The 21,028-nt window shown below is 43.1% G+C and carries 37 protein-coding genes and 1 tRNA gene; 6 read left to right on the plus strand and 32 right to left on the minus strand.

Going from position 1 to position 21,028, the window contains the following annotated elements; genetic code table 11:
* Positions 1 to 409 precede the first annotated feature (409 nt).
* The 19 genes from G6R27_RS03020 to G6R27_RS06395 form a co-directional block, all read right to left on the minus strand.
* A complete protein-coding gene (locus G6R27_RS03020; protein ID WP_213819597.1) occupies positions 410 to 841 on the minus strand; it encodes a DUF722 domain-containing protein in 432 nt (143 codons plus the stop codon).
* Between the two features lie 14 nt (positions 842 to 855).
* A complete protein-coding gene (locus G6R27_RS03025; protein ID WP_213819598.1) occupies positions 856 to 1,329 on the minus strand; it encodes a RusA family crossover junction endodeoxyribonuclease in 474 nt (157 codons plus the stop codon).
* Positions 1,330 to 1,509: a hypothetical protein gene (locus G6R27_RS03030; protein WP_213819599.1), complete on the minus strand. Its 180-nt coding sequence runs from the start codon at positions 1,507 to 1,509 to the stop codon at positions 1,330 to 1,332.
* A gap of 53 nt (positions 1,510 to 1,562) precedes the next feature.
* A complete protein-coding gene (locus G6R27_RS03035) occupies positions 1,563 to 1,796 on the minus strand; it encodes a hypothetical protein (RefSeq protein ID WP_213819600.1) in 234 nt (77 codons plus the stop codon).
* Positions 1,796 to 2,356 carry a hypothetical protein gene (locus G6R27_RS03040; protein ID WP_213819601.1) on the minus strand — a complete coding sequence of 187 codons (561 nt, stop codon included), beginning with the start codon at positions 2,354 to 2,356 and terminating at the stop codon, positions 1,796 to 1,798. The genes G6R27_RS03035 and G6R27_RS03040 overlap by 1 nt, the downstream gene beginning before the upstream one ends.
* Before the next feature lie 17 nt (positions 2,357 to 2,373).
* Positions 2,374 to 3,051: a putative HNHc nuclease gene (locus G6R27_RS03045; RefSeq protein ID WP_213819602.1), complete on the minus strand. Its 678-nt coding sequence runs from the start codon at positions 3,049 to 3,051 to the stop codon at positions 2,374 to 2,376.
* An 18-nt stretch (positions 3,052 to 3,069) separates the two neighbouring features.
* Positions 3,070 to 3,726, minus strand: coding sequence for a helix-turn-helix domain-containing protein (locus tag G6R27_RS03050; protein WP_213819603.1), 657 nt, complete (start codon positions 3,724 to 3,726; stop codon positions 3,070 to 3,072).
* Between the two features lie 11 nt (positions 3,727 to 3,737).
* Positions 3,738 to 3,941: a hypothetical protein gene (locus G6R27_RS03055; protein WP_213819604.1), complete on the minus strand. Its 204-nt coding sequence runs from the start codon at positions 3,939 to 3,941 to the stop codon at positions 3,738 to 3,740.
* A gap of 3 nt (positions 3,942 to 3,944) precedes the next feature.
* Positions 3,945 to 4,835 carry a phage replisome organizer N-terminal domain-containing protein gene (locus G6R27_RS03060; RefSeq protein WP_213819605.1) on the minus strand — a complete coding sequence of 297 codons (891 nt, stop codon included), beginning with the start codon at positions 4,833 to 4,835 and terminating at the stop codon, positions 3,945 to 3,947.
* A 3-nt stretch (positions 4,836 to 4,838) separates the two neighbouring features.
* Positions 4,839 to 5,045: a helix-turn-helix domain-containing protein gene (locus tag G6R27_RS03065; protein ID WP_213819606.1), complete on the minus strand. Its 207-nt coding sequence runs from the start codon at positions 5,043 to 5,045 to the stop codon at positions 4,839 to 4,841.
* 15 nt (positions 5,046 to 5,060) lie between these two features.
* Entirely contained in the window at positions 5,061 to 5,642 is a 582-nt protein-coding gene (locus G6R27_RS03070) for a DUF669 domain-containing protein (protein WP_213819607.1), read from the minus strand.
* Position 5,643: 1 nt separating this feature from the next.
* Positions 5,644 to 6,315 (minus strand): AAA family ATPase, encoded by a 672-nt coding sequence (locus G6R27_RS03075; RefSeq protein WP_213819608.1) that lies wholly within the window; start codon positions 6,313 to 6,315, stop codon positions 5,644 to 5,646.
* Between the two features lie 9 nt (positions 6,316 to 6,324).
* The gene (locus G6R27_RS03080) at positions 6,325 to 6,723 is read right to left on the minus strand and encodes a hypothetical protein (protein WP_091503297.1); all 399 of its coding nucleotides are present in this window, start codon (positions 6,721 to 6,723) and stop codon (positions 6,325 to 6,327) included.
* Positions 6,720 to 6,917 (minus strand): hypothetical protein, encoded by a 198-nt coding sequence (locus G6R27_RS03085; protein ID WP_213819609.1) that lies wholly within the window; start codon positions 6,915 to 6,917, stop codon positions 6,720 to 6,722. Before G6R27_RS03085 ends, G6R27_RS03080 begins: the two co-directional genes overlap by 4 nt.
* A 9-nt stretch (positions 6,918 to 6,926) precedes the next feature.
* Entirely contained in the window at positions 6,927 to 7,112 is a 186-nt protein-coding gene (locus G6R27_RS03090) for a helix-turn-helix domain-containing protein (protein WP_213819610.1), read from the minus strand.
* Positions 7,113 to 7,413: 301 nt separating this feature from the next.
* Entirely contained in the window at positions 7,414 to 7,542 is a 129-nt protein-coding gene (locus G6R27_RS06390) for a hypothetical protein (RefSeq protein ID WP_274381136.1), read from the minus strand.
* A gap of 53 nt (positions 7,543 to 7,595) precedes the next feature.
* Positions 7,596 to 7,820, minus strand: coding sequence for an Efg1 domain-containing protein (locus G6R27_RS03095; protein ID WP_213819611.1), 225 nt, complete (start codon positions 7,818 to 7,820; stop codon positions 7,596 to 7,598).
* Positions 7,820 to 8,023 carry a hypothetical protein gene (locus G6R27_RS03100; RefSeq protein ID WP_213819612.1) on the minus strand — a complete coding sequence of 68 codons (204 nt, stop codon included), beginning with the start codon at positions 8,021 to 8,023 and terminating at the stop codon, positions 7,820 to 7,822. Before G6R27_RS03100 ends, G6R27_RS03095 begins: the two co-directional genes overlap by 1 nt.
* A 22-nt stretch (positions 8,024 to 8,045) precedes the next feature.
* A complete protein-coding gene (locus G6R27_RS06395; RefSeq protein WP_274381135.1) occupies positions 8,046 to 8,168 on the minus strand; it encodes a hypothetical protein in 123 nt (40 codons plus the stop codon).
* 71 nt (positions 8,169 to 8,239) lie between these two features.
* On the opposite strand from G6R27_RS06395, the gene G6R27_RS03105 reads away from it, so the two are divergent.
* Entirely contained in the window at positions 8,240 to 8,515 is a 276-nt protein-coding gene (locus tag G6R27_RS03105) for a hypothetical protein (protein WP_213808644.1), read from the plus strand.
* On the opposite strand, the gene G6R27_RS03110 is transcribed toward G6R27_RS03105, so the two are convergent.
* Both G6R27_RS03110 and G6R27_RS03115 read right to left on the minus strand, forming a co-directional pair.
* The gene (locus G6R27_RS03110; RefSeq protein WP_213808643.1) at positions 8,502 to 8,969 is read right to left on the minus strand and encodes a hypothetical protein; all 468 of its coding nucleotides are present in this window, start codon (positions 8,967 to 8,969) and stop codon (positions 8,502 to 8,504) included. The genes G6R27_RS03105 and G6R27_RS03110 overlap by 14 nt on opposite strands.
* Before the next feature lie 10 nt (positions 8,970 to 8,979).
* Positions 8,980 to 9,762: a phage antirepressor gene (locus G6R27_RS03115; protein ID WP_213819613.1), complete on the minus strand. Its 783-nt coding sequence runs from the start codon at positions 9,760 to 9,762 to the stop codon at positions 8,980 to 8,982.
* 121 nt (positions 9,763 to 9,883) lie between these two features.
* Here G6R27_RS03115 and G6R27_RS03120 point away from each other — a divergent pair, with 121 nt between their 5' ends.
* Complete coding sequence (locus tag G6R27_RS03120) at positions 9,884 to 10,135, plus strand: hypothetical protein (RefSeq protein ID WP_213819614.1); 252 nt, start codon at positions 9,884 to 9,886, stop codon at positions 10,133 to 10,135.
* Here the strand turns inward: G6R27_RS03120 and G6R27_RS03125 are convergent.
* On the minus strand, positions 10,113 to 10,451 hold the full coding sequence (locus tag G6R27_RS03125; RefSeq protein ID WP_213819615.1) for a hypothetical protein: 339 nt from the start codon (positions 10,449 to 10,451) through the stop codon (positions 10,113 to 10,115). The genes G6R27_RS03120 and G6R27_RS03125 overlap by 23 nt on opposite strands.
* A 124-nt stretch (positions 10,452 to 10,575) precedes the next feature.
* Complete coding sequence (locus G6R27_RS03130; RefSeq protein WP_213819616.1) at positions 10,576 to 10,791, minus strand: helix-turn-helix transcriptional regulator; 216 nt, start codon at positions 10,789 to 10,791, stop codon at positions 10,576 to 10,578.
* A 183-nt stretch (positions 10,792 to 10,974) separates the two neighbouring features.
* On the opposite strand from G6R27_RS03130, the gene G6R27_RS03135 reads away from it, so the two are divergent.
* From G6R27_RS03135 to G6R27_RS03150, 4 genes are all read left to right on the plus strand, one after another.
* Positions 10,975 to 11,652, plus strand: a complete 678-nt coding sequence (locus G6R27_RS03135; protein WP_230791209.1) for a helix-turn-helix domain-containing protein — start codon at positions 10,975 to 10,977, stop codon at positions 11,650 to 11,652.
* Positions 11,653 to 11,661: 9 nt separating this feature from the next.
* The gene (locus tag G6R27_RS03140) at positions 11,662 to 11,973 is read left to right on the plus strand and encodes a hypothetical protein (RefSeq protein ID WP_213819617.1); all 312 of its coding nucleotides are present in this window, start codon (positions 11,662 to 11,664) and stop codon (positions 11,971 to 11,973) included.
* Between the two features lie 67 nt (positions 11,974 to 12,040).
* Entirely contained in the window at positions 12,041 to 12,598 is a 558-nt protein-coding gene (locus tag G6R27_RS03145; protein ID WP_213819618.1) for an OB-fold putative lipoprotein, read from the plus strand.
* 74 nt (positions 12,599 to 12,672) lie between these two features.
* Entirely contained in the window at positions 12,673 to 13,737 is a 1,065-nt protein-coding gene (locus G6R27_RS03150; RefSeq protein WP_213819619.1) for a site-specific integrase, read from the plus strand.
* A 246-nt stretch (positions 13,738 to 13,983) separates the two neighbouring features.
* Here the strand turns inward: G6R27_RS03150 and G6R27_RS03155 are convergent.
* From G6R27_RS03155 to mutM, 9 genes are all read right to left on the minus strand, one after another.
* Positions 13,984 to 14,054, minus strand: a tRNA-Cys gene (locus tag G6R27_RS03155).
* A 121-nt stretch (positions 14,055 to 14,175) separates the two neighbouring features.
* Positions 14,176 to 14,478: a hypothetical protein gene (locus G6R27_RS03160; RefSeq protein ID WP_213819620.1), complete on the minus strand. Its 303-nt coding sequence runs from the start codon at positions 14,476 to 14,478 to the stop codon at positions 14,176 to 14,178.
* On the minus strand, positions 14,462 to 15,241 hold the full coding sequence (locus G6R27_RS03165; protein ID WP_213819621.1) for a YibE/F family protein: 780 nt from the start codon (positions 15,239 to 15,241) through the stop codon (positions 14,462 to 14,464). The genes G6R27_RS03160 and G6R27_RS03165 overlap by 17 nt, the downstream gene beginning before the upstream one ends.
* Positions 15,238 to 16,323, minus strand: a complete 1,086-nt coding sequence (locus G6R27_RS03170) for a YibE/F family protein (protein WP_213819622.1) — start codon at positions 16,321 to 16,323, stop codon at positions 15,238 to 15,240. The genes G6R27_RS03165 and G6R27_RS03170 overlap by 4 nt, the downstream gene beginning before the upstream one ends.
* A gap of 138 nt (positions 16,324 to 16,461) precedes the next feature.
* Positions 16,462 to 17,421, minus strand: coding sequence for a primosomal protein DnaI (gene dnaI, locus G6R27_RS03175; RefSeq protein ID WP_213819623.1), 960 nt, complete (start codon positions 17,419 to 17,421; stop codon positions 16,462 to 16,464).
* Between the two features lie 3 nt (positions 17,422 to 17,424).
* Positions 17,425 to 18,879 (minus strand): DnaD domain protein, encoded by a 1,455-nt coding sequence (locus G6R27_RS03180; protein ID WP_213819624.1) that lies wholly within the window; start codon positions 18,877 to 18,879, stop codon positions 17,425 to 17,427.
* Positions 18,879 to 19,478, minus strand: coding sequence for a dephospho-CoA kinase (coaE, locus tag G6R27_RS03185; RefSeq protein WP_213819625.1), 600 nt, complete (start codon positions 19,476 to 19,478; stop codon positions 18,879 to 18,881). The genes G6R27_RS03180 and coaE overlap by 1 nt, the downstream gene beginning before the upstream one ends.
* Positions 19,475 to 20,176 (minus strand): DUF975 family protein, encoded by a 702-nt coding sequence (locus G6R27_RS03190; protein ID WP_213819626.1) that lies wholly within the window; start codon positions 20,174 to 20,176, stop codon positions 19,475 to 19,477. The genes coaE and G6R27_RS03190 overlap by 4 nt, the downstream gene beginning before the upstream one ends.
* Before the next feature lie 20 nt (positions 20,177 to 20,196).
* Positions 20,197 to 21,027 (minus strand): bifunctional DNA-formamidopyrimidine glycosylase/DNA-(apurinic or apyrimidinic site) lyase, encoded by an 831-nt coding sequence (gene mutM, locus G6R27_RS03195; protein ID WP_213819627.1) that lies wholly within the window; start codon positions 21,025 to 21,027, stop codon positions 20,197 to 20,199.
* Position 21,028 lies beyond the last annotated feature (1 nt).

A 21,028-nucleotide genomic window follows, 5' to 3' on the forward strand; every position in this document is an offset into this window, starting at 1 on the left:
AGAGCGTTTTTAATCAAAGACGACTTACTCTCGCACATTCGCTTCCACGCGCTCTGACATAGGGAATATGTACCGTGGCCATAACCGCCAGGAAATGGTCACATTTGCTCGCTACCAAGGTATCTAATCTTGGGTCTCGGCAAGCTAAGAACAACACGGGAATTGCACCCGTAACGATATTTCTAACCGTGGCGTTGATTTAACAACCGCTTGCAGGCAACCACGAGCCACTCGGCTTTGTTCATAACGGGAACGAGCTAACCAATGAGATAAATTGAAAGGCAGGTACCCATGAAAAGACACCATGTGGAGATGGCCGCTCATTCCCTTGGCTATCTGAAATAACCACAATACAAATATAACACGTTTTTTAAGGCAAAAAGTGCAATAAAAGTGAAGTCTTTTGACACTACAAAGTTTTCCACAGGAATGATGGGTCCCAGTAAGCTCCTTCTGAAAATTCTTGCTTGATTCGCTTCAAGTCGTTGTAGCACTGACGCTTTGATTTGTAGAGTTCTTTGGCCACTTTATCCCAACTGTAAGGCTTACGTCGGTATCGCATTAGAATAAGTTGTCGTTCATGTTGAGTTAGCGTAAGCATAAACTGCTCCACGTTCCATTTGTCCTTATTCCACTGCGCAATATTCCAGTCGTCCGTCTTTTTGATGATTCGATTCTCAATGCCATTTTTGGCAACGTTGACGTTTTGGACTCTTCCTCCGCCATAGTTCTCATCTGCACTACCAGTATCTTCCTCTAATTTTTTGATTCGACACTTGATTAGTGCATCAATCTTACCTGATATACATGCCTTAAAATATCGGTCAATTTCGTCCGCCAATTCAATCACCCCCTTTAATACTGATTGTCGTTAATCTTGCTTACCTCAATGACAATTCTCTCTTCGTCGCTAAATCGCTTCTTAGCGTTAATGTCACATAGCATGGCATCGTCCTTCCACAGAATGCCGTTTAAGGCGTCCTCGGTACTCTTAATGTAGTTGCTAAGGTCTGGCTTCTTGAAGGGCAACAGCTCGCCCTTAGTAGCCATTGCGTGCCTAACCTTACTTAGTGACTTAGGAGGCAGAATGTAGAATGTCACGTTCAGTGCCAGCGCCCCACTCAATGGTTCGAAGTAATTTACACTTTTCTCAAGATTAGCGAGGTAAGCCAATTGCTTTTTATATTCGGTTGTCTTTTTCGGATCATACAAGAAAGGCTTCCGCCTCGTGTATGTCTTCGAGCGGTTATATTCACTCTTCATTCCAATACGAGGACGTTCTTGTTGCTGTGGCTTGATGTCAAACTCAATCTTTATCGTTTCCGCCATCTAATTCTCCCCGTTAAAATTAAAGCCATCACGATTAACTAATCCTTGTGATTCCAGCTCCCTGTAGTAGTCAGAAAAGCGCCCGTACATAATCATGAAACCACCGTCTATCTTATCAACTGACAACTGCTCCCAGTCATCGTCAATCATGTTTAGAATTTCAGGAGTATGTTTGTTCAAGTTACTTACGATGATTACTTTTGTTTCAAAAAATATATCCATCAGAGACCCTTCTATGGTTTCTTTTCATAGGGTGTCAACTTCTCAAATTCGAAATCAGTTTTTTTAGCTTCTGTTTCGGTAATTTTGATAGCCTTATTTAAATTAACGTCAGAAGTCACCATTCCGGAAATATTATCCTTTACCAACCAGAAACCATTAAATGTTCGCCAGTAATATGGATTTTCTCCTCTAAAACCTTCTGAAATTTTTTTACCATGCATTTTCAAATCTGTTTCACTGCTCATCACTCCACCTCTTCTCGGTCGAACATTTCTGGCGTGTAGCCCCATCCCCTAATTTCTGACTCGGTAACTACAGCGGCAGGAAAAATTTTAGTGTTACAAATTGACTTAAGCGTAACAACACCGTAATCATCAATCGTGATATAAACCGGGTCGTCATCATTGTCCTTTTTCTTACTACGCCAGCGATACTTCTTCTCTTTCTCGACGAACTGGTCATGCGCCCATTCACGAGATTTTGGAAGTGCGATTAAAGTAAGTTCTTGCCTCGGTTCCTTGAATTTTTTATATTCTTTTAGCGTTGAGGACTCTTGAACTAGTTCATAAACTTGTGTAAGCGCTGTTGTGTTAATCAAGTCTAAATAATTGATATTACCGTCAGCAATATCAACAATCTTCTGATATTCTTCTTCAGTGAATTTTTTAGTCATTTTTTCGTCTTCCTTTTCTTCAAAGTGATCAGCAACCATTTTTGCCATAAGCTTAGCAATCATTTTTGCTGCTTCATCAGATAATGGCCCGTTCATTGAACGAATGCCATACTTTTTATTTTCAAAAACCATCTATACCAATTCCTCTTTTACCAGTAATTCAAGTTGTAAATTCTTGCAATTTCTTCGTTCACCGGAACACCCTGCAAATGATATTCAGCCATGCGTTCTTTTTCCTCGTGATGGAACAAGTCGTGATGTTCGCGACACAAGGCAATCAAGCGCCGGCCTTTATGGTTAACCTTCGTGCGGTCGTTACCCATGCCGACCTTGCTGCCTGTGATGTGATGATGGTCTGCCTTAAGTCCGCAAATCACGCAGCGCTTATTCATTAGGCAGGAATACTCATATCGAGCAATGGACGGATCATCTAATGCATCTAGCGGATGATGGCTTAATGCAACGTTGTGTTGCAGGCAAAACTCCAGCAGCATGTTGATAAACGTGTTGGCATCCGACATATTTCCCCGACCGTTTGACAAGCTAAAATTTTCGATACCATAGAACATATCCATGGCGAAGTAGAATGCCCGCTTAATTAGTTCAGGTTCGCCTGCCCATTTGCCACCAATTTCAGCTTTGGCAATATCGCCGATAAGAGCAAATGCAAAATTACGCTGTTTAGGGCTCACAGAGCGTCCGTCATGTATGTTTAGTGTGATTACACTATCCTGCACTTTATCGAGCTCATTGAGCTTCTCTGGCTCTGAGACATCAATCGTAACGACAGACCCTTGGCGACTAATCAGATTTCCTGTTATTTCCATCTGCCACCTTGCGAAAATCTATCGCACTCTCCGGTCAGACGCACCAATCAAATAGCTGACCCAAACACCGAAGTACTCAGAAAACATCTGCCATGTATCCGTGGCCGGTTCGTTAACTTGCTTCTCTACTCCGCGAACCAATGACACATCAACACCTAAATCTTTAGCTAGCTGTTCTTGACTGATTCTTTTTTCTTCTCGAAGTTCCTTGATTAGGTTCTTGGCCTGTAATCTGCTATATCGTCTATCAAACTTATACAGCTTATCTGCCAACTTTTCATAAACGCTGAGTTGAACAGCAGTGCGCTTTCGATTCACCAGTCCGCTCAATAATGTTTTACTGACTCCTGTTAGTTGATGAAGCTCTTCATACGAATAGAACATCAAGTAATCGTTCAAGACCCCTAACTGCCATTCAGAAATTTCTTTCATCATGTGGTTAGTCTGATTACTCTCTTGGCGCTTCTTTTTCTCTTCCAGCTTTTGCTTCATCATCTCCGGTGCAGCAATCAACTTATTGACATGTTCCTGCCTCATTCGCTGAACGATGTTGCGAGCCACTCCAATTCTTTCGGCAGCATATCGATTCGACCAATTTAATCGAGCCATTAAATCAAGCACTTCTTGCCTTGCTTCGGATGGCACCTCGACAGTATTAGAAAAATGCTTTTCCATTACTGCTCCTTTCATTCTTCGTCATCATTAATTTCATACATTTGCATCTTATTGCCATAATCTTTTTGCTTTTGGTAGGCCGGAGTCGTGAGATGGTACAAGTGATCCACACGCTTCCCCGTCATTTCAGCAATTTCTTTAAAGGTTCCACTGGCAATAAAAGTGTCCCCCTTGTACATCGCCCAAATGCGATTTGCTTTCTTTACTCGTGCCATAGGCTAATCCTTAGTTTTAAAGTTCTTCATCAACGCCAAAGTATCCTGCACATCTTGCTGGTTAACTGGTTCAGTCACTTCATTCTTGGCCATTGGTGGCTCTTGTTTAACAGGCTTTCCATTGCCATTAGTTGGAATAGATGGCGTCAGGTCATCCTCCCAAACTCGGTTACGAAAGAACGTATCCCCATTTTTCATGTATTTCTTTTCAGTGTTTTCAGCACTGACTTTTTTGGCGTAAGCAACAATGCCGTCTTGAATCGTTTTATTAGTAACCCCATCTCTAACCGCCTTCACATAGGCTCGTTTAGCTGGTGTCTTACCTTCCTTGCAGGGATACAACTTCCAAAGTGCCTCGAAGTCTTTTTCTTCCTGCTTGGTGATTCCAGATGATTTACGAGACTTTTTCAATTCCCCCTCTGGGGGTTTGGGGGTATCTTTATCTATCTTTATCTCTAACTCTTTCTCTAACTCTTTCTCTGTTGGACGGTTGTTGGACTCCGGTTGGACATTGTCCAATTTTTCTTGTTTTCGTGACTCTCTCTTATATCTTGCCCAGTTGGTCTCCTGACTGATAAGGGCAGGTACTTGAGCCATTTTCACATTTTGACCGTCTTCAATTTGAATCAACCCAGACTTTGTGAAATATGCAAGTGTCATTGCAACTTGATCAACATCTTCATCAATCATCAAAGCAAGTTCTTCTTCAAGTTTTCCATACAGCCCTTCGTAATAAATTACGCCATTCGTTTCTAGAGAACTGAGCATCAATTTTTGGTAGATGACGACCATTGTGTCGCCTCCGGCAAGTTTCCTAACTTTTTTAATTGCTAGATTTTTATAAAAGTTATTGTCGAGCCTCAACCAAAAGTAAATAGGTTTCTTTTTGGCCACTGATTACCTCCTTTCTCTTTCAACAAGATCATCTAGTGACATCTCGAAGTAGTCCGCAATGTCAATCAAGACGTCAAAGCTTGGCTTTGAATAACCGTTCTCAAGGTTTGCAATCGTTCCTGCTGACATGCCGGTATGCTTCGCCATTTGTCGCTGTGTGACCCCTTCTTTTTCTCGTAGACTCTTAAGTCGTTTTGAAAACTGATACATAGCTATACCAATTCATTAAAATGGCAGGTCATTTGGATCAATATCTACCCCACCGTTTCCATTAAATGGGTTCAAGTCACCTTGCTGTGCTTGTTGATTACCTACAAATGAGCTTGCATTTGTTTGCTGTTTTGAACCATTAGCCACTTGGTCACGAGTGATTCCGTTTGGCTTTGAACCTTCTTGATCAACCTTGTTCTTTGCTTTAACCACCAAGTTCGTCTTTCCGTTATAATCGCTAGTTTCCCATTCGACCTTGATGTTGATTGTCTTTCCGACCAACGTCTGAACAAATTGTTGGATAGATGTGAAGCTAACGCCACTCTTTGCTCCAGCAGCAACTGCCATGTTGTTGAAGTTCTTTTGGGAACGTTCAGCAGCTTCTTGCGTGTCATCCTTCCACACCATGTTGTCGTATCGAACTTGACCACCAGCGTAAACACCATCTACAACTTCATAATCGAATACAGCCATCTCATTACCGTTTGATGATGTCTTAACTTCTGACTGTGGCAAAATCTTAACGTTATATGTCCCTGCTTCTTGTACTGATTGTCCGAATACGTTGTTCTCGTCTGTAGTAAATCCAAATGCCATGTTAGTTATCCTCTTTCTTTTCTTCTTCGTTATTTAGTAGTTCGTTTGCCTTAATCAAGGTACGGTCATCAATACGATTCTTCGCATGATTTCCGTTCTCTGTGTCCATGTCGATGAACCGCTCACCTTTCTCTTTGTAAATACGGCCAACAACATCAAACGGTCCTGTAAAGGCGTTAAACGTCTTCTGGTTCATGTCCGCTTCAAAACGTCCTTTCCCATCAAGACCGTTTCCACCGTTGTCAATCTGATGGGCAGTCGCCAAAATGGTTTTATGACTATCCCGCAATGAGTTCGCCAATGATCGGAACCACGCCTGTAACTTCTGATAATTCTGGCGTCCGTCCTTACTAGCCCCGTCAATGTTTTCAAGAACAAAATTTTGCAAAGCAGTCACGTTATCCAAAATGATTACATCGAAAGCATCATTAACTAGGTACTGGTTAAGATACTTATCTACCGTGCGTTGTAGCGTCGCCTCATCCGACTTACCAAACGCCATCACAGCAGTGTCTGTCGTACCTACTAAGGCGTTCCATGAACCATCGAATGTAAGTAGCAGCTTCTTTCCAGAAAACAACTTGGACAGGCTAGTTTTTCCTGTTCCTCCGTCTCCATAGATGAAGTACATATCACCGGACTTCTTGATTTCTCCTGGTTTAAAAGTAATCATCTCGCCTCCTTATTTGTACGTCAGTCGTTTTTGTTCGGAGTACACAGTGACCTTTTCTAGGTCTTCTTCGATAGCTTTTCCAAACTCTCGCTTTAGTTGTGCTGGTGTATTAACACTTACCGCTCCCCAACCGTACTTCTTAACAAATGCCATCTTCGTTGCTTCTGATTGGTCAACCGCAGAACGCTTTGAGGTAGAGTAGCTAATATTCTTAAACTGCTGTCCTTCGTTTAAACGTTCCTTGACCATGTCTTCAACATTTTTCAAAGGTTTCTTAAGTTCCTTAGCTTGGTATGCTAGACCTTCCGCTTGCTCGACAGTGAGTCCGTCTAAGTATTCCTTACTTAACATCTCGCTTACTGGTGTTGGTTCGCCATAAGCGTTAACAATCATCATTTCATGTGTCATAGTTCAGTTACCTCCCTTTGCAAGTCACCAAGCTCCTCGTACTTCTCGTCAATGTCAGCTTCCAAGTCTTCCTTGGTGCTTTCCATCTTCTTTATTTCGTCACGCTTGGCATAGATTTCGTCTTGCAGTTGCTCGTATCGTTTAAGCCGTTGCGTGTTTTCTGGGTACATCAACATACTATTTTCAATTGTCATCGTTACCTCCTACCTAAATACGTCTAAACTGACTTCCAGAGCATCAGCTATGGCAACCATCTTCTCGAAACTTGGCTGCATATCCCTATCTCTTTTGATTGAATAAATAGTCTGGACAGGTATTCCCGTCTGCTTTGCAAGCCAATATCCTGTTTTATTTTTCTTATTTAACTGTTCTTCAATTTTTTCCCACATATCAACCTCATTCCGGACAGCTTTAGGCCTTGAAGTTATTATCATATTTGATAACATTACTTATGCGAACAAAAGGGGAATAAAAAAACAAAAAACGAAATTCCGTTCTTGCTAAATTCGCAAATTACCGGTTATCCACCAAGAAAGGAGAAAGAATTTGGCTAAAACTTCAACCTCACGAGTTTCTTCTCGTAAATCAGCTTCAAAGGCTTCAAAGGCTTTGAAAAATAAGGGCACTAGTAAGCTAACTAAATCATTAGCTGGCAGTGTTTTGTCACAATCACGCTCACGTCATAAGTGATTATTTTTTGGAAAACCCTGTTACTACAACCTCTTCTGATAATTGCTCTGTTAAATCACTAATCAATTCAGTTAAAGTTTTGATTGTTTCTGATTGTGACTTGATGATGGTGATATAGTTGTTTTCCATCTCTATCTCCTTGTTGTGGTAGAATGGTGGCATAAATTTCTGTCTACGAATATTTATGCCTTAGCTCTCTTGGTTGCAGCCTTGAGAGCTTTTTTCTGTTGCTTGTACAAACGTTGCGCTTTCTTGCGCTCATTATTTGCAATGTCTCGATCGGTATCGTTATCGCCAAATAACGGCTTTTTATCCAGCGAAAGAGTAACCAAGTAGATAAATCCACCTACTGCTAAGCTGGTGAACACCCATCCAATAACTTCATTCCAAAACATGCTATTTGTCATCACACACCTCCATGCTTTTCTATCCTTTCTACAAACTCTTCAATTTTTGTGCCTCGATAAAGAACCAAATTTCCTGATTTAAAATATGGCTTTGGAAACCATTTATGATTACGCCAATGCGCTTCAAATGTTTGGCGAGAAAATCCAACATTTTTGCAAATTTCTTCGATAGACCATGAATATTTTGATTTGAAACTAATCATTTTGTCATCCTTTCTTTTGGCATCATTTTGAAAACATATACATTAGGAATGTAGTTGTTAGTGAACCAATGAGCCCGCCGATTACACTAACGACTATAGAAACCCAATTGGGGATTTGATAAAACTCTTCATCTTCTTTTTTCATGCTTTGCTCCTTTTTTGCTATCCTTTAGTTACTGGCATTGCAGTGCCTAGTAAATTGAAAGGAGATTGTTAATGAATAAATTTATTGTGTATTTTAATATGCCTTTGAATGGGTCTGATGAAAAAAGCATTGAGTCTCGTGGTTTACTTGAGGACTTGGTCGGACAAGGAAATTGGCTTCAGCTAACCGGTGAACTAATTGTTATCAAAACAAAAATGTCATTAAATGATTTTTCTCATGAATTTTTAGAGATGAATCCTCCCCATGATTTTTTTGTACTTGATGTCCACGACTTTTCTTCAAGTTATGATTCAGATTACAAGCGCAACTTGTTTAACGACTTGTAATTCGCTTAGCCAATTCATTCAGAATTGAAGCTAGTTCAGGGTCACCATTAAAGTTCCTACCTCTAAAATAGTTTTCCTGAATAACATTTGAGTCAGCCTTATCGTCTGTCTCTTTTGCGTCTATCTCTAGTTGGTATTCTTTAACTTTTTTAGCTAAATGCATAATTCTTGCAGAAGTGGAGAGTAGTGTATCAGCACTGCTCTTTTTATTTACATCGATACTATCGAACATATTTTTAATGTTATCTAAGGCTTTAGATAGCTCTTGTTGCGGACTTTCTAACTTCTTCCCAGTTCGTGACATTGAGATAATGTAGTCAACCTTATTGGTTGGCTTATTTTTTTTGTCCATTTTTCGTTGAACCCTTAATCCGTCAACATTCCAATTTTCAAAATATCGATTTAATGAATTCAATATTTCTTTCTTTTGTTCTAATTGCGATTTACTTTCCATGTCTCTCCCTTTACGCCGTCTGGTCTTGTTCAATCAATGGCAGGACGCCGTTATCTTTCAACAGCTCATACAACCCAAGACGTCCCTTTTGAGTCCACTTAGTACTTGCTACAAGCTTCTTTGAACCATCAGCACGCCGAACTTCCTTCGTTTCTGACTGTGTCCATCCCTTTTTCTGATGCTTTGCATACAATAACCAGGTGTCGCCTTGTCGGTATTGAACGCCCAACTCGTGAAGCAATTTGTTCATCGCTGCGCCACTCATTCCATAGTCCTTGGCAATGAACGTGATGGTTACCAACGCCTTGTTCTGCAAGATTGAGTCAGTGTAATCAGCCTTTGGCTGTAGCTCGTTCACACGCTGCTTCAATAGCAATTTCTCTTGTCGTTCTTGCTTAAGGGTTGTTGCCAATCGAATAATCGTATCTGGATCAGTTAGCGCCTCTTCAATCTTCGAATCCGTCATGTAAGCACCGTGCTTGCGAATGCTTGGCAGGACTTCTGATGTGACCCACTTTTTAAACTTTTTGGCACTATCGAGCGTGCTTCCAAAAATAAGAGCATGAACACCAGATTCGTTAATTAGTGTTGTCTTAGATTTATAGTTAGAACCAGTTCCCTGAATCAGGGATGTGGTTTTATCATCACTATCAACATGAGTAAGCACCGCATTACTTGGTTTTTGATATCCTAATATGCTTGCTACATCTTTCCCTACGAACCATGGTTCGTTATCAATAAGTACAGTTCGTACTTCATTACTTTCAAAGTTGAAAGCTTTTACTTCGTTCATTTGTTTCTCCTTTTTGGTAAAATGAATTTAAATGTCGTCAAGTTAATTTAAGGTAACTCTAACGATAGTTACCTTGTTCTAACCATCTAATGATCTGAAATAACTAAAGGGTGTGATAGGTATGAACAATGAAAATTATGCTAACCTAAGCGAAAAAGAAATCGAAGAGCTACAATCTTTACACTTGTTAAACATTTATTTAGAAGAAAGTTTAATCAAAGGTGATAAGTCGTTTTCTATCCCATTAATCACTTTCGACGGTATCTTTAGCTATAAAGAGCATATTTTAAAGTTTGAAAGCACTAACAAACATTCAATAACGCATACCATCGATTATGTTGAGCGTGTTGTTAAATTTCGTATTGATTCATAATGTCTTCTGCACGGATACTAGATAACGTAAATAACCTCTTGTTTACGACTAGCAAAGTTGATAGTTCGCCTTCAAATGAGTTATCAAGTAGAATTTGAGAAACTAGCAAACCATTGTATGGAACAGAGTTAATCATGAACGTTCCAAAATTGGCTCGCCCTTGAAACGATATATTCTCTCGAGAATTTTTGATCAACAACAAGGCATACTCTTCATTGTTTCTCTTCTCTGCTTCTCTTTTAACTATTCGATAATGCGTAATCAACTTATCAATTGTTGTTTTCATCATTTTTCCTTTATCACTACTGCCAGTCATACAGCCACCTATATGGTGGTTTTTTTATTGCCGGACACTCGTGGACTGATTATTGTTAGCTACCTACGCTATTTGACTTTAAGGTTGTCAAACACCCTTACTTCATTTGCCATGTTGGCCTCCTTTATGCTGGTTGCTTATTATCTTCTGGTGAGAAAAGGTAAACTAAATCGAATTCTGGGAAGAAGTTCTGTTGAATCATCACAGCTTCTTTGAATTTGAAGTCTGAATCTCCAGAAATCTTATCTGACACAGTTTGATAACGAATATGAAGCAAATCAGCAATATCAACCAAAGTAACACCACGTTCTTTGCGTAACTTTTCCAAATTGTTAAGCATACGTCCTCCTTATCTATACGAAAATTCGTATTTTTTGTTTAAAAATTTTTGTGCTATCTCTCAAGCACATCTTTATGTTATACGAAAATTCGTACAGAGTCAATACGAAAATTAGTATTTATTTAACTTTTTTCGTTGTTATACGATTTTTCGCATGTTATAATTTATGTACGGAGGTTCATTATGAATCGAGAAATTTATCTTAAAGATCTTATTGAAACTAAATATGGTAGTGTTAGGCGTTTTGCAGAAACGATATCAGTTCCTTATACAACGATTCGATCAATTCTTGAAAGAGGAGTTCTTAACGCAAAGATGGATAACATTATTCATATTTGTAAGGGATTAGGAATAACTCCTGAACAATTATATAATTTTGATTCATCAATCATCACAAACATAAATAAGACCCTTATCCAATTAAATGAAGAACGTAAGAATAATGTATATAATTTTGCCAACAACCAACTAGATGAGCAGAACAAAGTCGTTCAAATGCCAACGTCTAACACAGTTGAAGTATACGGTGCAGTATCTGCCGGAACTGGCGAATACATGGTTGATAACCAGCCAGAAGAAGTTTACTACAGTGGTACTGTTCCAGAACACGACTTTGCCGTTACTGTTAATGGCGACTCGATGACTCCCTTATTTGATGACAAGCAAATCATTTTCGTTAAAAAAGCACAAGAGGCCCGCTCTGGTCAAATTGTCATTGCTGACTATGACGGACAAGCTTACGTTAAAAAGTTCGTACAGGACGAAAACGGGTGCCGTCTAGTATCACTTAATAAGAAGTATCATGACCTACCCATCAATGAAGAGCGCGAAATGTCCCTATTTGGTATCGTCGTTCTATAAGGAGGAACAATGAACGTTGATGAATTAGATCAATACATTAAATCTGAATGTAAGGCTTACGATATTTTCATCGAAAAAGCTAGAGAAAATCAAAAAGAGAAAAATCTTAATCGCCAATTCAAAAAACGATTTAATCCAGAAAAAGTTGAGCGTGAAGCCCAAAAAATGTGGGTATCAGTCGTTACCAATCTGCAGGGTAAGTTAAAAAGTGATAAGTCACTAAAAAAAGCTCCCTCCTTGCGATGGAAAAGCTTTATGATGGAGAACAACATTCTGGAAAGCTTTGAAGATAGCATGGGTGAACTTGAATTGAACGAATAAACCGCATTAGCGGTGTACATATTACGTGCAGGACGGAAACACGTTAAAAGCTGATAGGAGAAATATCGTGAGCAAGAACATTACTGACGAAAACGGAAATACATACGTGCAAAAGAAGCCATTCTACAAGCGTATTTGGTTTTGGGCCCTCGTTGTTGTGCTTATCGCTGTAGGCTCAACTGCAGGAAGTGGTGCAAAGGACTCATCAGATTCAAATGGTTCTTCAAAAACGTCAAAAACGGCTAAGGCCTCCAAAGATGTTATCAAGACAACACCAGAAGAAATTGTTGCCAACTACACACAGAAGACTTCTTCACAGGCTGATGCCATTTATAAGGGTAAAACAACTCAAGTAACAGGTAAGGTTCTTGATGTTAAAGATGGTGTTATTAGCGGTCACGATGTCACAATCGATGCCGGAACTGCTGAAGGTAACGAGTTTGAAAAGCAGTCGCTTTCATTCAACTTTAAGGGTTCTAACAAGAACGACGCCCTTTCTATCCAACCTGGTTCAACCATTACTGTAGAAGGAAAGTTTAGCAATGCCATGATCATGGGTGGAGACGATGGAGACCCAAAGTGGGTTAGCTCCGTTTCATTCACCAATGCTTCATTAGTAAAGTAAAACAATGCCCTTTTGGGCGTACATACCTACCGAGAGGCCACAGGCCTTTTTATTTGTGCCAAAAAGGAGGAAACATGGCAACTTTTGAAAAAAGAGGCAATAAATGGCGTGCCAGAGTTAGCTTTAAGGAAAACGGTACATTTCGACAAAAATCTAAAGGTTCATTCAAAACCAAAAAAGAAGCCTTGGAGTGGGCTAATGAACAGGAACACGAAAAATACCATGATCGCATGAATATTCGTGATGGCCTGTTTTCTGATTTATATTGGTCATGGTTCGAAACGTTTAAAGAGCCTCAACTCGAAACAAACTCTAAGAGCACCTACAAACAAGGACTTAACCTTATAAATAAGTACTTCAATGATATGAAAGTCTCAGAAATTAGGGCATCAATGTTCCAACGTGCAATCAATGACTATGGAAAAACGCATGCCATGATCACCGTGTCAAAAGTTAAGAACGTAATTCAGCAATTTGTTATCTACGCTGTTGATGAAGAATATATCGGCCGTGATTTTACCAGAAGCACAAAAAGCTATTCTGCTATTCCAGCGAAAGATAAGTCTCTTAAATTTCTTGAAAACGATGAACTTGAATCGTTAAAGAAGAACGCCATGGAGTCTGACGATGTCACCTCTCACATGATATTAACTGGTATTTACTCTGGTTGTCGCTATTCTGAAATAGCGGCACTTACTAAAGGCGACTTCGATTTCAAAAATCACACCCTAACAATCGATAAAGCATGGCAAGCAACTGATCGGGAAATCAAGAAAACTAAAACCCCTTATTCCGTTCGCACAATTGATATGCCAAAAAAATTCTTTGATATGGCCGAAGATTGGCATTTTGGAAAAAACTTTGCATTCACATATGATGACAAAATGCCCCCAACTAATAATGCTTGCAATAAAAAATTAGCCAAGTTACTCGGTGACAACTCTAAAACAATCACATTTCACGCCCTAAGGCACACACATGCTTCTTATCTACTTGCTAATGACATAGCTTTACAATACGTCAGCGAGCGTCTAGGACACTCTGGTGTTAATATAACGCTTCGCACTTATGCTCACTTATTGGATGACAAGCGTACCAGTGAGCGAGATAAAACGATATCGCTCCTGGAAGGATTTTAGGCCTTCCTTTTTTATTGGTCTAAATAATTTTTCCAATAATTATCTAACAGCTAACAAGCGCTCAAGCAAGCCAGTTTACTTCAGTTTACGAGAGTTTGTTTTGGTCTAAATTTGGTCTAAATAGTATGAAAACTGACGTAATCTTAGGTAAACTGACGACAATTGAAACTCACAAACAAACCGCTATATATCAACGTTTTCAAACAAAAAAGGCCACTCCCTAGGAATCCTAGAAAATGGCCGAAAAGGTGGTAACCGGGATCGAACCGGTGATCAGGGTGTTGCAGACCCATGCCTTACCGCTTGGCTATACCACCAAAAAGCGTTAAACAACGCTTATGATTATAAAGAAAAACGTGGGGCTTTTCAAGCGATTCCAAGAAAGTTGAAAAAGCTTTTGGCGGTTACTCGCCCTGAGCAGACTGTCTCAGCCAAAAACTAGCCCAGTTTGTTATCCAAAAGCACTTGCTGCATTTCCTTTTGGATTTCTTCTGGTTTGACCCACTCGTCAAAGTGATCAGTCTCGATTGGTAATTCCTCGTAGGTCTCGTTCAAATACTCTTCGACTTTGATCAAGTGGGACGAACGAGGCACGTTCATCTTCAAAATTCGAACTTCTTTAATGAAACCATGATCCGCGGCATATTCAGCGCGGGAATTTTCAGAAACATTACCAAGCTCATAGTAAATGCTGCCATCATTTCGTGTAATTTCTTCGATTAAATTAAATGTCTGGTTCATTTAAAATTTCCCTTCCTTCTCGTCGGAATGCGCGTTCAACCAGGTAGATAGCAAGTTTGATCGAACTTAAAATACCAATCATGCCAAGTAACATCGTGACAATTTCAAAAATGAGCAGCTTGCCATTTAGAAATTCAGCCAACGAATAATGCAAGCGAAAAAACCAAACGAGCAACGGAATATTGGCACCAAGCATCCCGAAGAAAAGCGTATTCATCGCTGTTCCTAAGATTTGCGAGCCAATAATCCGTCCCTGCTCGTGCAAATTAGCGGCCGAAATGGCCGGCGTTCGTTCGACCACTTCGAACAAATCAGCCGTCACGGCCATGGCCGCTTCCGCGATCGCCCCAAGGGCAGAGATCACCATGACGACAATCGCCAGATCACCAAAGTCAATGCCCACCGCCAAAGACAGGCCTTCCAACTCATCGGAGTTTTCGAGCGTGTAGCCCTGCAGATGGCCCTGGTTTTGAGCGAAATAAGCCAGTGCAATGATCAAAACAAGCACCATCACCGAGGCCTGCCAGGTAATGGTCAGAACGCGAGCACGCCCAGCCGACAGGTAGATCGCCACCGACAAGATCAAAAGCGCCATCACCGGCAGCACAACGATCGTGGCAAAGCCCCAGTTGATCAGCGTAATCAAGAGGAAAATCAGAAGGCAGTTCAGAAAAAGTCCGAAGTACGTCAGCAGCCCTTGTTTGCCAGCGACTGAAAACAAGGACAAGAGCAACAAAACAATCAGAATCAAAATCGCGTTCATGCCTTTGCCCCCTTCCTTTTGGTCAGAATGCTTGCGGTCAAAAAGGCCGTCACGGGTACCGACCAGACGATTCCAAGGGCTGAAACGACCGTTTGCAGGATGCCCAGGTTCATTGTTTGGTCTAAAATGTAGGACCAGGTGTTGCCGTTTTGCAGCATCAAAATGACCATTGGCAGTGTTTCGGCGATAAAGATCATGAAGAGCACGTTGGTCAGAGTACCGAGAATTTCCCGTCCGACCGAAAGGCCGGATGTCCAATACTCAGACCAGGCCCTGTCCGCATGCTCACGATGCAAACCAAAGAGCCCAGCAACGATGTCGCCCGACTCGTCCATGACAGCACCCAAAACGCCAATCACCGCCTGCGCGTAAAAGATCGGCTCTGGAACCTGAGTCACGTAGGACATTGTTTCAAAATGAACACCCTTTGCCCCAGTCAAAAAGATCACGACCGCCATAACGAAAAGCGCCAGCATCGTCGAAAGGCAAGTGGCCAGCCAGGTGATCAAGGCCTGCTTTCCATGACCTAGCACAAAGTACAAGGCTAGAGCGGACAGCAAAACAGCTAAGACCGCAAAGACAGCAAGCACCGGCAATGATCGAGCCGAGGCGTCCCAGATGATGACGGCCAAAAATAGCCCAGCATTCACCAGCAAAGACAAGAACAAGAAAGAAAACTTCTTTTTACTCATCGACAGATAAAGGCCGGAAGCAAGCAGGCCCAGCAAAGCAAAAAGCAGCGAATCCCGCTTCGGCATATCGATTTGATACTGTTTGTTTCGATGATTTAACAAGATCTGATCATATTTTTGATAGCGCTCACTTTCAGCCTTGGAATCCAAATAGCGGTTCTCAATCGACACGACTTTTTCGTTTCGGTTCAGCAACTTGACCTTGAGCTTTTGGCTGTGCGATTCGTCCTGATTGCCGTGTTCATCGGTCGATTGGTCGCTCGAAACTGTCTTTGAAGATAGCACCTCACCAACTGGCTGCTGGTAAAAAGAACTATCGAAGCGCCCGACCAAAAAACAAAACAGCGTCAGGCTGAAGATAAAGAGTATTTTTTGCCAATTTTTCTTCATAAACTGCCTTCTTTAAAGAACATTTAGGGTGAAAGTGTATCAAAAGGCCCGCACGGACCACACAAACTGCACAAAGTCGAACAAACCGCACCCGACCGATATGCGCCACGTACCACAGCACGAAGCCCCACGCCACTCCTATCGATCCAAGCGACGATTCTTTCCCGCCATCGCCACCGGCTTTGACAAGAATAGCACCCGTTGCATCAACCGAGCAGCCTTACCAGGCTCCTGGCCGTCACGGGTCTGTGCCAGGTACTTTTCCAAGGAGTCCAAATCGAAGTTGGACGTAAAGCAGGTCGTCAACTCATGCTGCATCCGGTATTCCAGAATGACAGCCAAAACGGAGTCACGGGACCATGAGGAAAGCGTATCAGCCCCCAGGTCATCCAAGATCAAGACTGGCGCCTTCTTGGCCTCGTCTATCATGTCCAGAAGGGACTGGTCACCATTGCTTCCAAAGGACCCCTTCAAGCGCTCGATCATCGTCGACCAGTGAACCATCATGACCCCGATGCCGTTGTAGGCCAAGGCGTTGGCCAAGGCCCCCATGAGGTAGGTCTTTCCGATTCCAAAGTCCCCGGACAAATAAACACCGGGTACGAAGTCGTCGTTCGTTCCCCGCTGGTTTTCTTTGTTCACCAGCGCGGAGAAGGTGGCGACAACGGCCGCAACCGCAGGGGCGCGGCCTTCGTCGTCTTGCACTTCAGAAACGATCTGGTTCAGGTCCGCCTTGGCCACCGACTTTGGCACCGCAACCGACTTCAGCAAAGCGGCCTGGCGCAGCGCCTTCTTCGTGTCTTCGCTTGGTTCGTAGGCCACGTGTGGATAGCCTTTTTCCAATACCAAACGAGGGTGGTAACCAGGATAGAGCGCCTGCTTACCTTCTTTCACCCGCTTCTTTTCACGGACGAATTCGAAGAGATCGGTAATCGAGACGACCAAAGCGTCTGGCTTCAGCGCTGCTTGATTGTCGTTGAAGAAAGCCTTCACTTCTTCATCTTGTTGGATGGCTTCAAAAGCATCTGCTGCGCGCGACTCGGTCAAGGCCGGGAAGCGCTTTTGAAAATCCTTCAAAACCGTTGCTAAATCTTGCATGAATTAATCCTTCGTCTTGTAATTCTTCATCAAATCCAGGGCCTTCTTCACAGCGTCTTGATCGACGTTCTGCTTGGCCGCCGCCTCGTTGGAGGTGAAGCTTGGCTCCTGCTTGTTGCCGCCACGCTGCCAGCTGCCGCGGGCTGAGCCCGCAGACGGGCCGTTTTGGCCAGCTTGGCTTTTCTGCTTGTGGGCCTTAATGGCGGCCACCGCGTCTTCGGCCGACTTCACGCCGGCCTTAGCCCAGGAGTTGGCGATGGCATCAACCAGGTTACGCTTCAAATCGGACTGGTCCATGTTCACCAAGACCTGGTAAGAAAGCATGTTTAAAGCCGGCACTGGCAAAATCCGTCGCTCGACCAAATGGGCGAGCAAGTTTCGCTCACTATTCGTCACATAACCATGGTTTTGTTCTTTAATTTGTCCGATAAAGTCCACTGGCGACAGGTTGTTAGCCGCCTGATAAAGCGCGTCCAAGGCGGCATTACCGGTCTTCTTAGATTGGGCGGGAGTGGTTTTTTCACTGTCAGTCGAGCCAGCAGCGCTTTTGCCGTCAGCCGCATTTTCTGTAGCCGCCTGCCTCTTACCCTGATCAACCAGCTGTTCTTGCTGGCGGTTGTCAGACCATGTTCGCTCCAAATAAGAAAGAAAGGCCGCTTTGTTCAGCTCGTGATCGTCTAGGTTGATCGAGCGAGTGACGGCCGTGGCCATTTGCGCTTCGTTAATACCGTAGAGTACCTGCTCGGTTAAAATGAGTTCACGGGCCTTTTCGACCTTATCTTTTGTCGTCCCGTGAACCAGTTCGGCCATCCCCTCAAAGTCAAAGACGACCTCGTCCAAACCAGAATCGATCGGCGCACCAGAAGCAGAACCAGCGCGCTCCGCGCCAGCCACATCAGCACCCGACACCTTTGCCACATCCACCTTCGGCTTCAATGACGCATCCGGCAACTCAAAGACAGACAAGAACGAGGCCGTTGCCTCGTGCTCGCCCTGCAATTTGCCAATCGCTGCTTGCTCGTAGCGCTTGGCCAAGGCTAAATAGCGCGCCTCGCCAACGTAGTGGAAGAGCAGTCCGGACAACAAATCTTCCTTAAAGAAAGCAGTGGCCGTCAACGGCTTCAAGAGCAGATAACGCACCGCCTGCTTCCCGTGGACACTCCCCTCATAGTGTTTGAGCAACCCGACACCCTCCAGTGCGCGACGAGCGCGCACGAAGTCAGGTGCAGACAGCGAAAGGGAGTCGAGCAACAAATAATGGTCCGGCTCTTCAGCCTTTTCCATCCCCGCTGCCCGCTTTTCTTCCAAAAAGAATTGGTACAAAGCAAAGCCCTTGGGTCCCAAAAACGGCAGGTACAAGTTGAAAAGTAGTGAAAGATCGCTTGCATCCACCACCCCACTCTGGTCAATCAGCAGGGCATCGCTTGCCTGAAAATTGTCTGTGTGCATCTCTGCCATTACTTCTTCTCCAAGTTTTTCAATAATTCGGCCACTTGTGCAGCCAGTTCGGCCTCGCTGCCATCGTTATTGATCACGAGGTCCGCTTTTTTAATCTTTTCTTGAACGGGCATTTGCGACTTGATACGCGCCTGTGCGGCCCACTCGTCCAAATGATCGCGGGCCATCAACCGTTCCAGTTGCTTTCTTTCGCTAGAAGCAACCACGACAACTTCGTCGAACCAGCCCGTTTTTTCATAGTGCTGCTCGAAAAAAAGCGGAATGGCGGCAAAGACCACCGGTTCGCCCTTAATCTTAAAGAAACTCAGCTGATCTTTGATGACGGATTGAATTTCCGGACTAGTGATCTTGGTCAGCTGCTTGAGCAAGGCATCGTTTCCAAAAACCTTTTGCCCGAGCGCTTTTCGATCCAAAACCCCATTTTGGACAATGGCTTGCCCAAATACTTCTTTGATTTCTTCTAAGGTATGCGTGCCTGGCTCGACCACTTGCCGAGAAACCAGGTCGGCATCGACCACCTTGTAGCCGGCTTTTCGAATCTGATTGGTAACAGCGGACTTACCAGAAGCAATACCGCCCGTTATGGCAATAACCTTCATGACTGCACTCCTTCGATCGCTTTGGCAAAAACCTGTGTCGAGTAGACGACGCGACAAGTGTTCAAATAAGGCGTGACAAAAAGATACCCCAGTCCAAGGGTCAAAATAGCAAACAAATGCCAGCCAATAAAAGACAATTCTAAGAGAAAAAGTTCTCTTTTCCGTCCCTGCATAACCCGCCTTGAGATCGTGATGTAATCCGTCAAAGATCGTTGCTTACGATCAAAAAGCAAATCCATTTTGTAGGCGTAATAAGTTTGCGAGTAAGAAAAGACTTTAACGAGTGGTGGAAGGACCAGAAATGACCAGAAAAAGAGCTGAATTCGTTGCACGAAAGCCAACAAAAAAGCAGCCGAAAAGCGACGCGGCGAAAAGGCCTGAAGCGCCGTCCAGAAACTTTTCTTCACGTCTGGCTTTTGGAAAAAATCAACGATGGCCCACTTCGCAGACCAGGTCAACAAAAGACCTAGTGCTGAAAAGAAAGTCCGACTAAGATACCAACTGCCATCGGCCGACGATGGGGACAGCACGTAACCCTGATAGACAAAAAAAGCGATCACAAAGAGCAGAGCTGTCTGTGCGATTTGCCAAAAAACCAGCGGCCAAGTGGCTCGCAGGCTGTTTTGAAATTGTTCCTTCAATTGTTTTTTAGCCGTCAACTTGATTCGCCGACGAGAAATTGGTTCGAATGTGTTCATAAGGCTTAATCATCAACTACCTATTTTTTTATTTGACATTTTGGGCAAAAAGTCGTGCCCCGTTGGCCGACCTTGATCTTTTTCAACGTTGTGCCACAACGAAGACAAGGCAAGTTCGCTCGACCGTATACCTGCAGTTTATTTTGAAAATGACCGGTCTCACCAAAAATATTGGAAAAGGAATGGACGGTTGTACCATGGTGTTCGGTCGCCCGATTGATTTCTTTAATAATGTTTGCCCGCAGTTCGGTTAACTTCCGAGTCGAAATCTTGTCGGTCCTCGTTTCCGGATGAATGCGGGTCATCCAAAGCACTTCGTCAGCGTAGATATTGCCTAAGCCAGCAATGTTGGACTGGTCCAACAAGAAACTTTTGACCACCCGATGACTCTTATGAAAAATTGTTTTCATATAGTCTAATGTGAGCTCTGACTCGGTTGGCTCTGGTCCTAAATCTTTCAGACCAGAGACATCCTGCAGTTCATCACCCGTTTTCACCAAGGTCATTCGGCCAAAACGTCTGGTGTCATTGTAAAAGAGCTGCCGGTCGTCTGCCAAATGAAAAGCAACTTCGGTGTGCTTGTGAAGCTTGGCCCCTTCGGGTTCGACCGAATACTGCCCCTCCATACGCAAGTGGGAAACCATGGTTTGGTCATTGGACAAACGGAAAAGTAGGTATTTACCGCGGCGATCTATCCGGTCAATCGTCACACCAGCCAACTCTTTTTTAAAGTCCTTTAAATCCGACGTGACCACCTTTGGATAAGGCACATCGACCGTTTTGATTTTAACGCCTTCAATCAGACTTGTTAGTCCCCGGCGAACCGTTTCGACTTCTGGGAGTTCGGGCATT

It is taken from the genome of Fructobacillus papyriferae (genome assembly GCF_018437225.1).
Lineage (GTDB): Bacteria > Bacillota > Bacilli > Lactobacillales > Lactobacillaceae > Fructobacillus > Fructobacillus papyriferae.

Excerpts from the sequence above, each read along its gene's own strand:
- G6R27_RS03025 (WP_213819598.1), bottom strand. The coding sequence starts at position 1,329 with ATGGCGGAAACGATAAAGATTGAGTTTGACATCAAGCCACAGCAACAA.
- G6R27_RS03035 (WP_213819600.1), bottom strand. The coding sequence starts at position 1,796 with ATGAGCAGTGAAACAGATTTGAAAATGCATGGTAAAAAAATTTCAGAA.
- G6R27_RS03040 (WP_213819601.1), bottom strand. The coding sequence starts at position 2,356 with ATGGTTTTTGAAAATAAAAAGTATGGCATTCGTTCAATGAACGGGCCA.
- G6R27_RS03045 (WP_213819602.1), bottom strand. The coding sequence starts at position 3,051 with ATGGAAATAACAGGAAATCTGATTAGTCGCCAAGGGTCTGTCGTTACG.
- G6R27_RS03050 (WP_213819603.1), bottom strand. The coding sequence starts at position 3,726 with ATGGAAAAGCATTTTTCTAATACTGTCGAGGTGCCATCCGAAGCAAGG.
- G6R27_RS03055 (WP_213819604.1), bottom strand. The coding sequence starts at position 3,941 with ATGGCACGAGTAAAGAAAGCAAATCGCATTTGGGCGATGTACAAGGGG.
- G6R27_RS03065 (WP_213819606.1), bottom strand. The coding sequence starts at position 5,045 with ATGTATCAGTTTTCAAAACGACTTAAGAGTCTACGAGAAAAAGAAGGG.
- G6R27_RS03070 (WP_213819607.1), bottom strand. The coding sequence starts at position 5,642 with ATGGCATTTGGATTTACTACAGACGAGAACAACGTATTCGGACAATCA.
- G6R27_RS03075 (WP_213819608.1), bottom strand. The coding sequence starts at position 6,315 with ATGATTACTTTTAAACCAGGAGAAATCAAGAAGTCCGGTGATATGTAC.
- G6R27_RS03080 (WP_091503297.1), bottom strand. The coding sequence starts at position 6,723 with ATGACACATGAAATGATGATTGTTAACGCTTATGGCGAACCAACACCA.
- G6R27_RS03085 (WP_213819609.1), bottom strand. The coding sequence starts at position 6,917 with ATGACAATTGAAAATAGTATGTTGATGTACCCAGAAAACACGCAACGG.
- G6R27_RS03090 (WP_213819610.1), bottom strand. The coding sequence starts at position 7,112 with ATGTGGGAAAAAATTGAAGAACAGTTAAATAAGAAAAATAAAACAGGA.
- G6R27_RS06390 (WP_274381136.1), bottom strand. The coding sequence starts at position 7,542 with ATGGAAAACAACTATATCACCATCATCAAGTCACAATCAGAAACAATC.
- G6R27_RS03095 (WP_213819611.1), bottom strand. The coding sequence starts at position 7,820 with ATGACAAATAGCATGTTTTGGAATGAAGTTATTGGATGGGTGTTCACC.
- G6R27_RS03100 (WP_213819612.1), bottom strand. The coding sequence starts at position 8,023 with ATGATTAGTTTCAAATCAAAATATTCATGGTCTATCGAAGAAATTTGC.
- G6R27_RS06395 (WP_274381135.1), bottom strand. The coding sequence starts at position 8,168 with ATGAAAAAAGAAGATGAAGAGTTTTATCAAATCCCCAATTGGGTTTCT.
- G6R27_RS03105 (WP_213808644.1), top strand. The coding sequence starts at position 8,240 with ATGAATAAATTTATTGTGTATTTTAATATGCCTTTGAATGGGTCTGAT.
- G6R27_RS03110 (WP_213808643.1), bottom strand. The coding sequence starts at position 8,969 with ATGGAAAGTAAATCGCAATTAGAACAAAAGAAAGAAATATTGAATTCA.
- G6R27_RS03115 (WP_213819613.1), bottom strand. The coding sequence starts at position 9,762 with ATGAACGAAGTAAAAGCTTTCAACTTTGAAAGTAATGAAGTACGAACT.
- G6R27_RS03120 (WP_213819614.1), top strand. The coding sequence starts at position 9,884 with ATGAACAATGAAAATTATGCTAACCTAAGCGAAAAAGAAATCGAAGAG.
- G6R27_RS03125 (WP_213819615.1), bottom strand. The coding sequence starts at position 10,451 with ATGACTGGCAGTAGTGATAAAGGAAAAATGATGAAAACAACAATTGAT.
- G6R27_RS03130 (WP_213819616.1), bottom strand. The coding sequence starts at position 10,791 with ATGCTTAACAATTTGGAAAAGTTACGCAAAGAACGTGGTGTTACTTTG.
- G6R27_RS03135 (WP_230791209.1), top strand. The coding sequence starts at position 10,975 with ATGAATCGAGAAATTTATCTTAAAGATCTTATTGAAACTAAATATGGT.
- G6R27_RS03140 (WP_213819617.1), top strand. The coding sequence starts at position 11,662 with ATGAACGTTGATGAATTAGATCAATACATTAAATCTGAATGTAAGGCT.
- G6R27_RS03150 (WP_213819619.1), top strand. The coding sequence starts at position 12,673 with ATGGCAACTTTTGAAAAAAGAGGCAATAAATGGCGTGCCAGAGTTAGC.
- G6R27_RS03160 (WP_213819620.1), bottom strand. The coding sequence starts at position 14,478 with ATGAACCAGACATTTAATTTAATCGAAGAAATTACACGAAATGATGGC.
- G6R27_RS03165 (WP_213819621.1), bottom strand. The coding sequence starts at position 15,241 with ATGAACGCGATTTTGATTCTGATTGTTTTGTTGCTCTTGTCCTTGTTT.
- G6R27_RS03170 (WP_213819622.1), bottom strand. The coding sequence starts at position 16,323 with ATGAAGAAAAATTGGCAAAAAATACTCTTTATCTTCAGCCTGACGCTG.
- dnaI (WP_213819623.1), bottom strand. The coding sequence starts at position 17,421 with ATGCAAGATTTAGCAACGGTTTTGAAGGATTTTCAAAAGCGCTTCCCG.
- G6R27_RS03180 (WP_213819624.1), bottom strand. The coding sequence starts at position 18,879 with ATGGCAGAGATGCACACAGACAATTTTCAGGCAAGCGATGCCCTGCTG.
- coaE (WP_213819625.1), bottom strand. The coding sequence starts at position 19,478 with ATGAAGGTTATTGCCATAACGGGCGGTATTGCTTCTGGTAAGTCCGCT.
- G6R27_RS03190 (WP_213819626.1), bottom strand. The coding sequence starts at position 20,176 with ATGAACACATTCGAACCAATTTCTCGTCGGCGAATCAAGTTGACGGCT.
- mutM (WP_213819627.1), bottom strand. The coding sequence starts at position 21,027 with ATGCCCGAACTCCCAGAAGTCGAAACGGTTCGCCGGGGACTAACAAGT.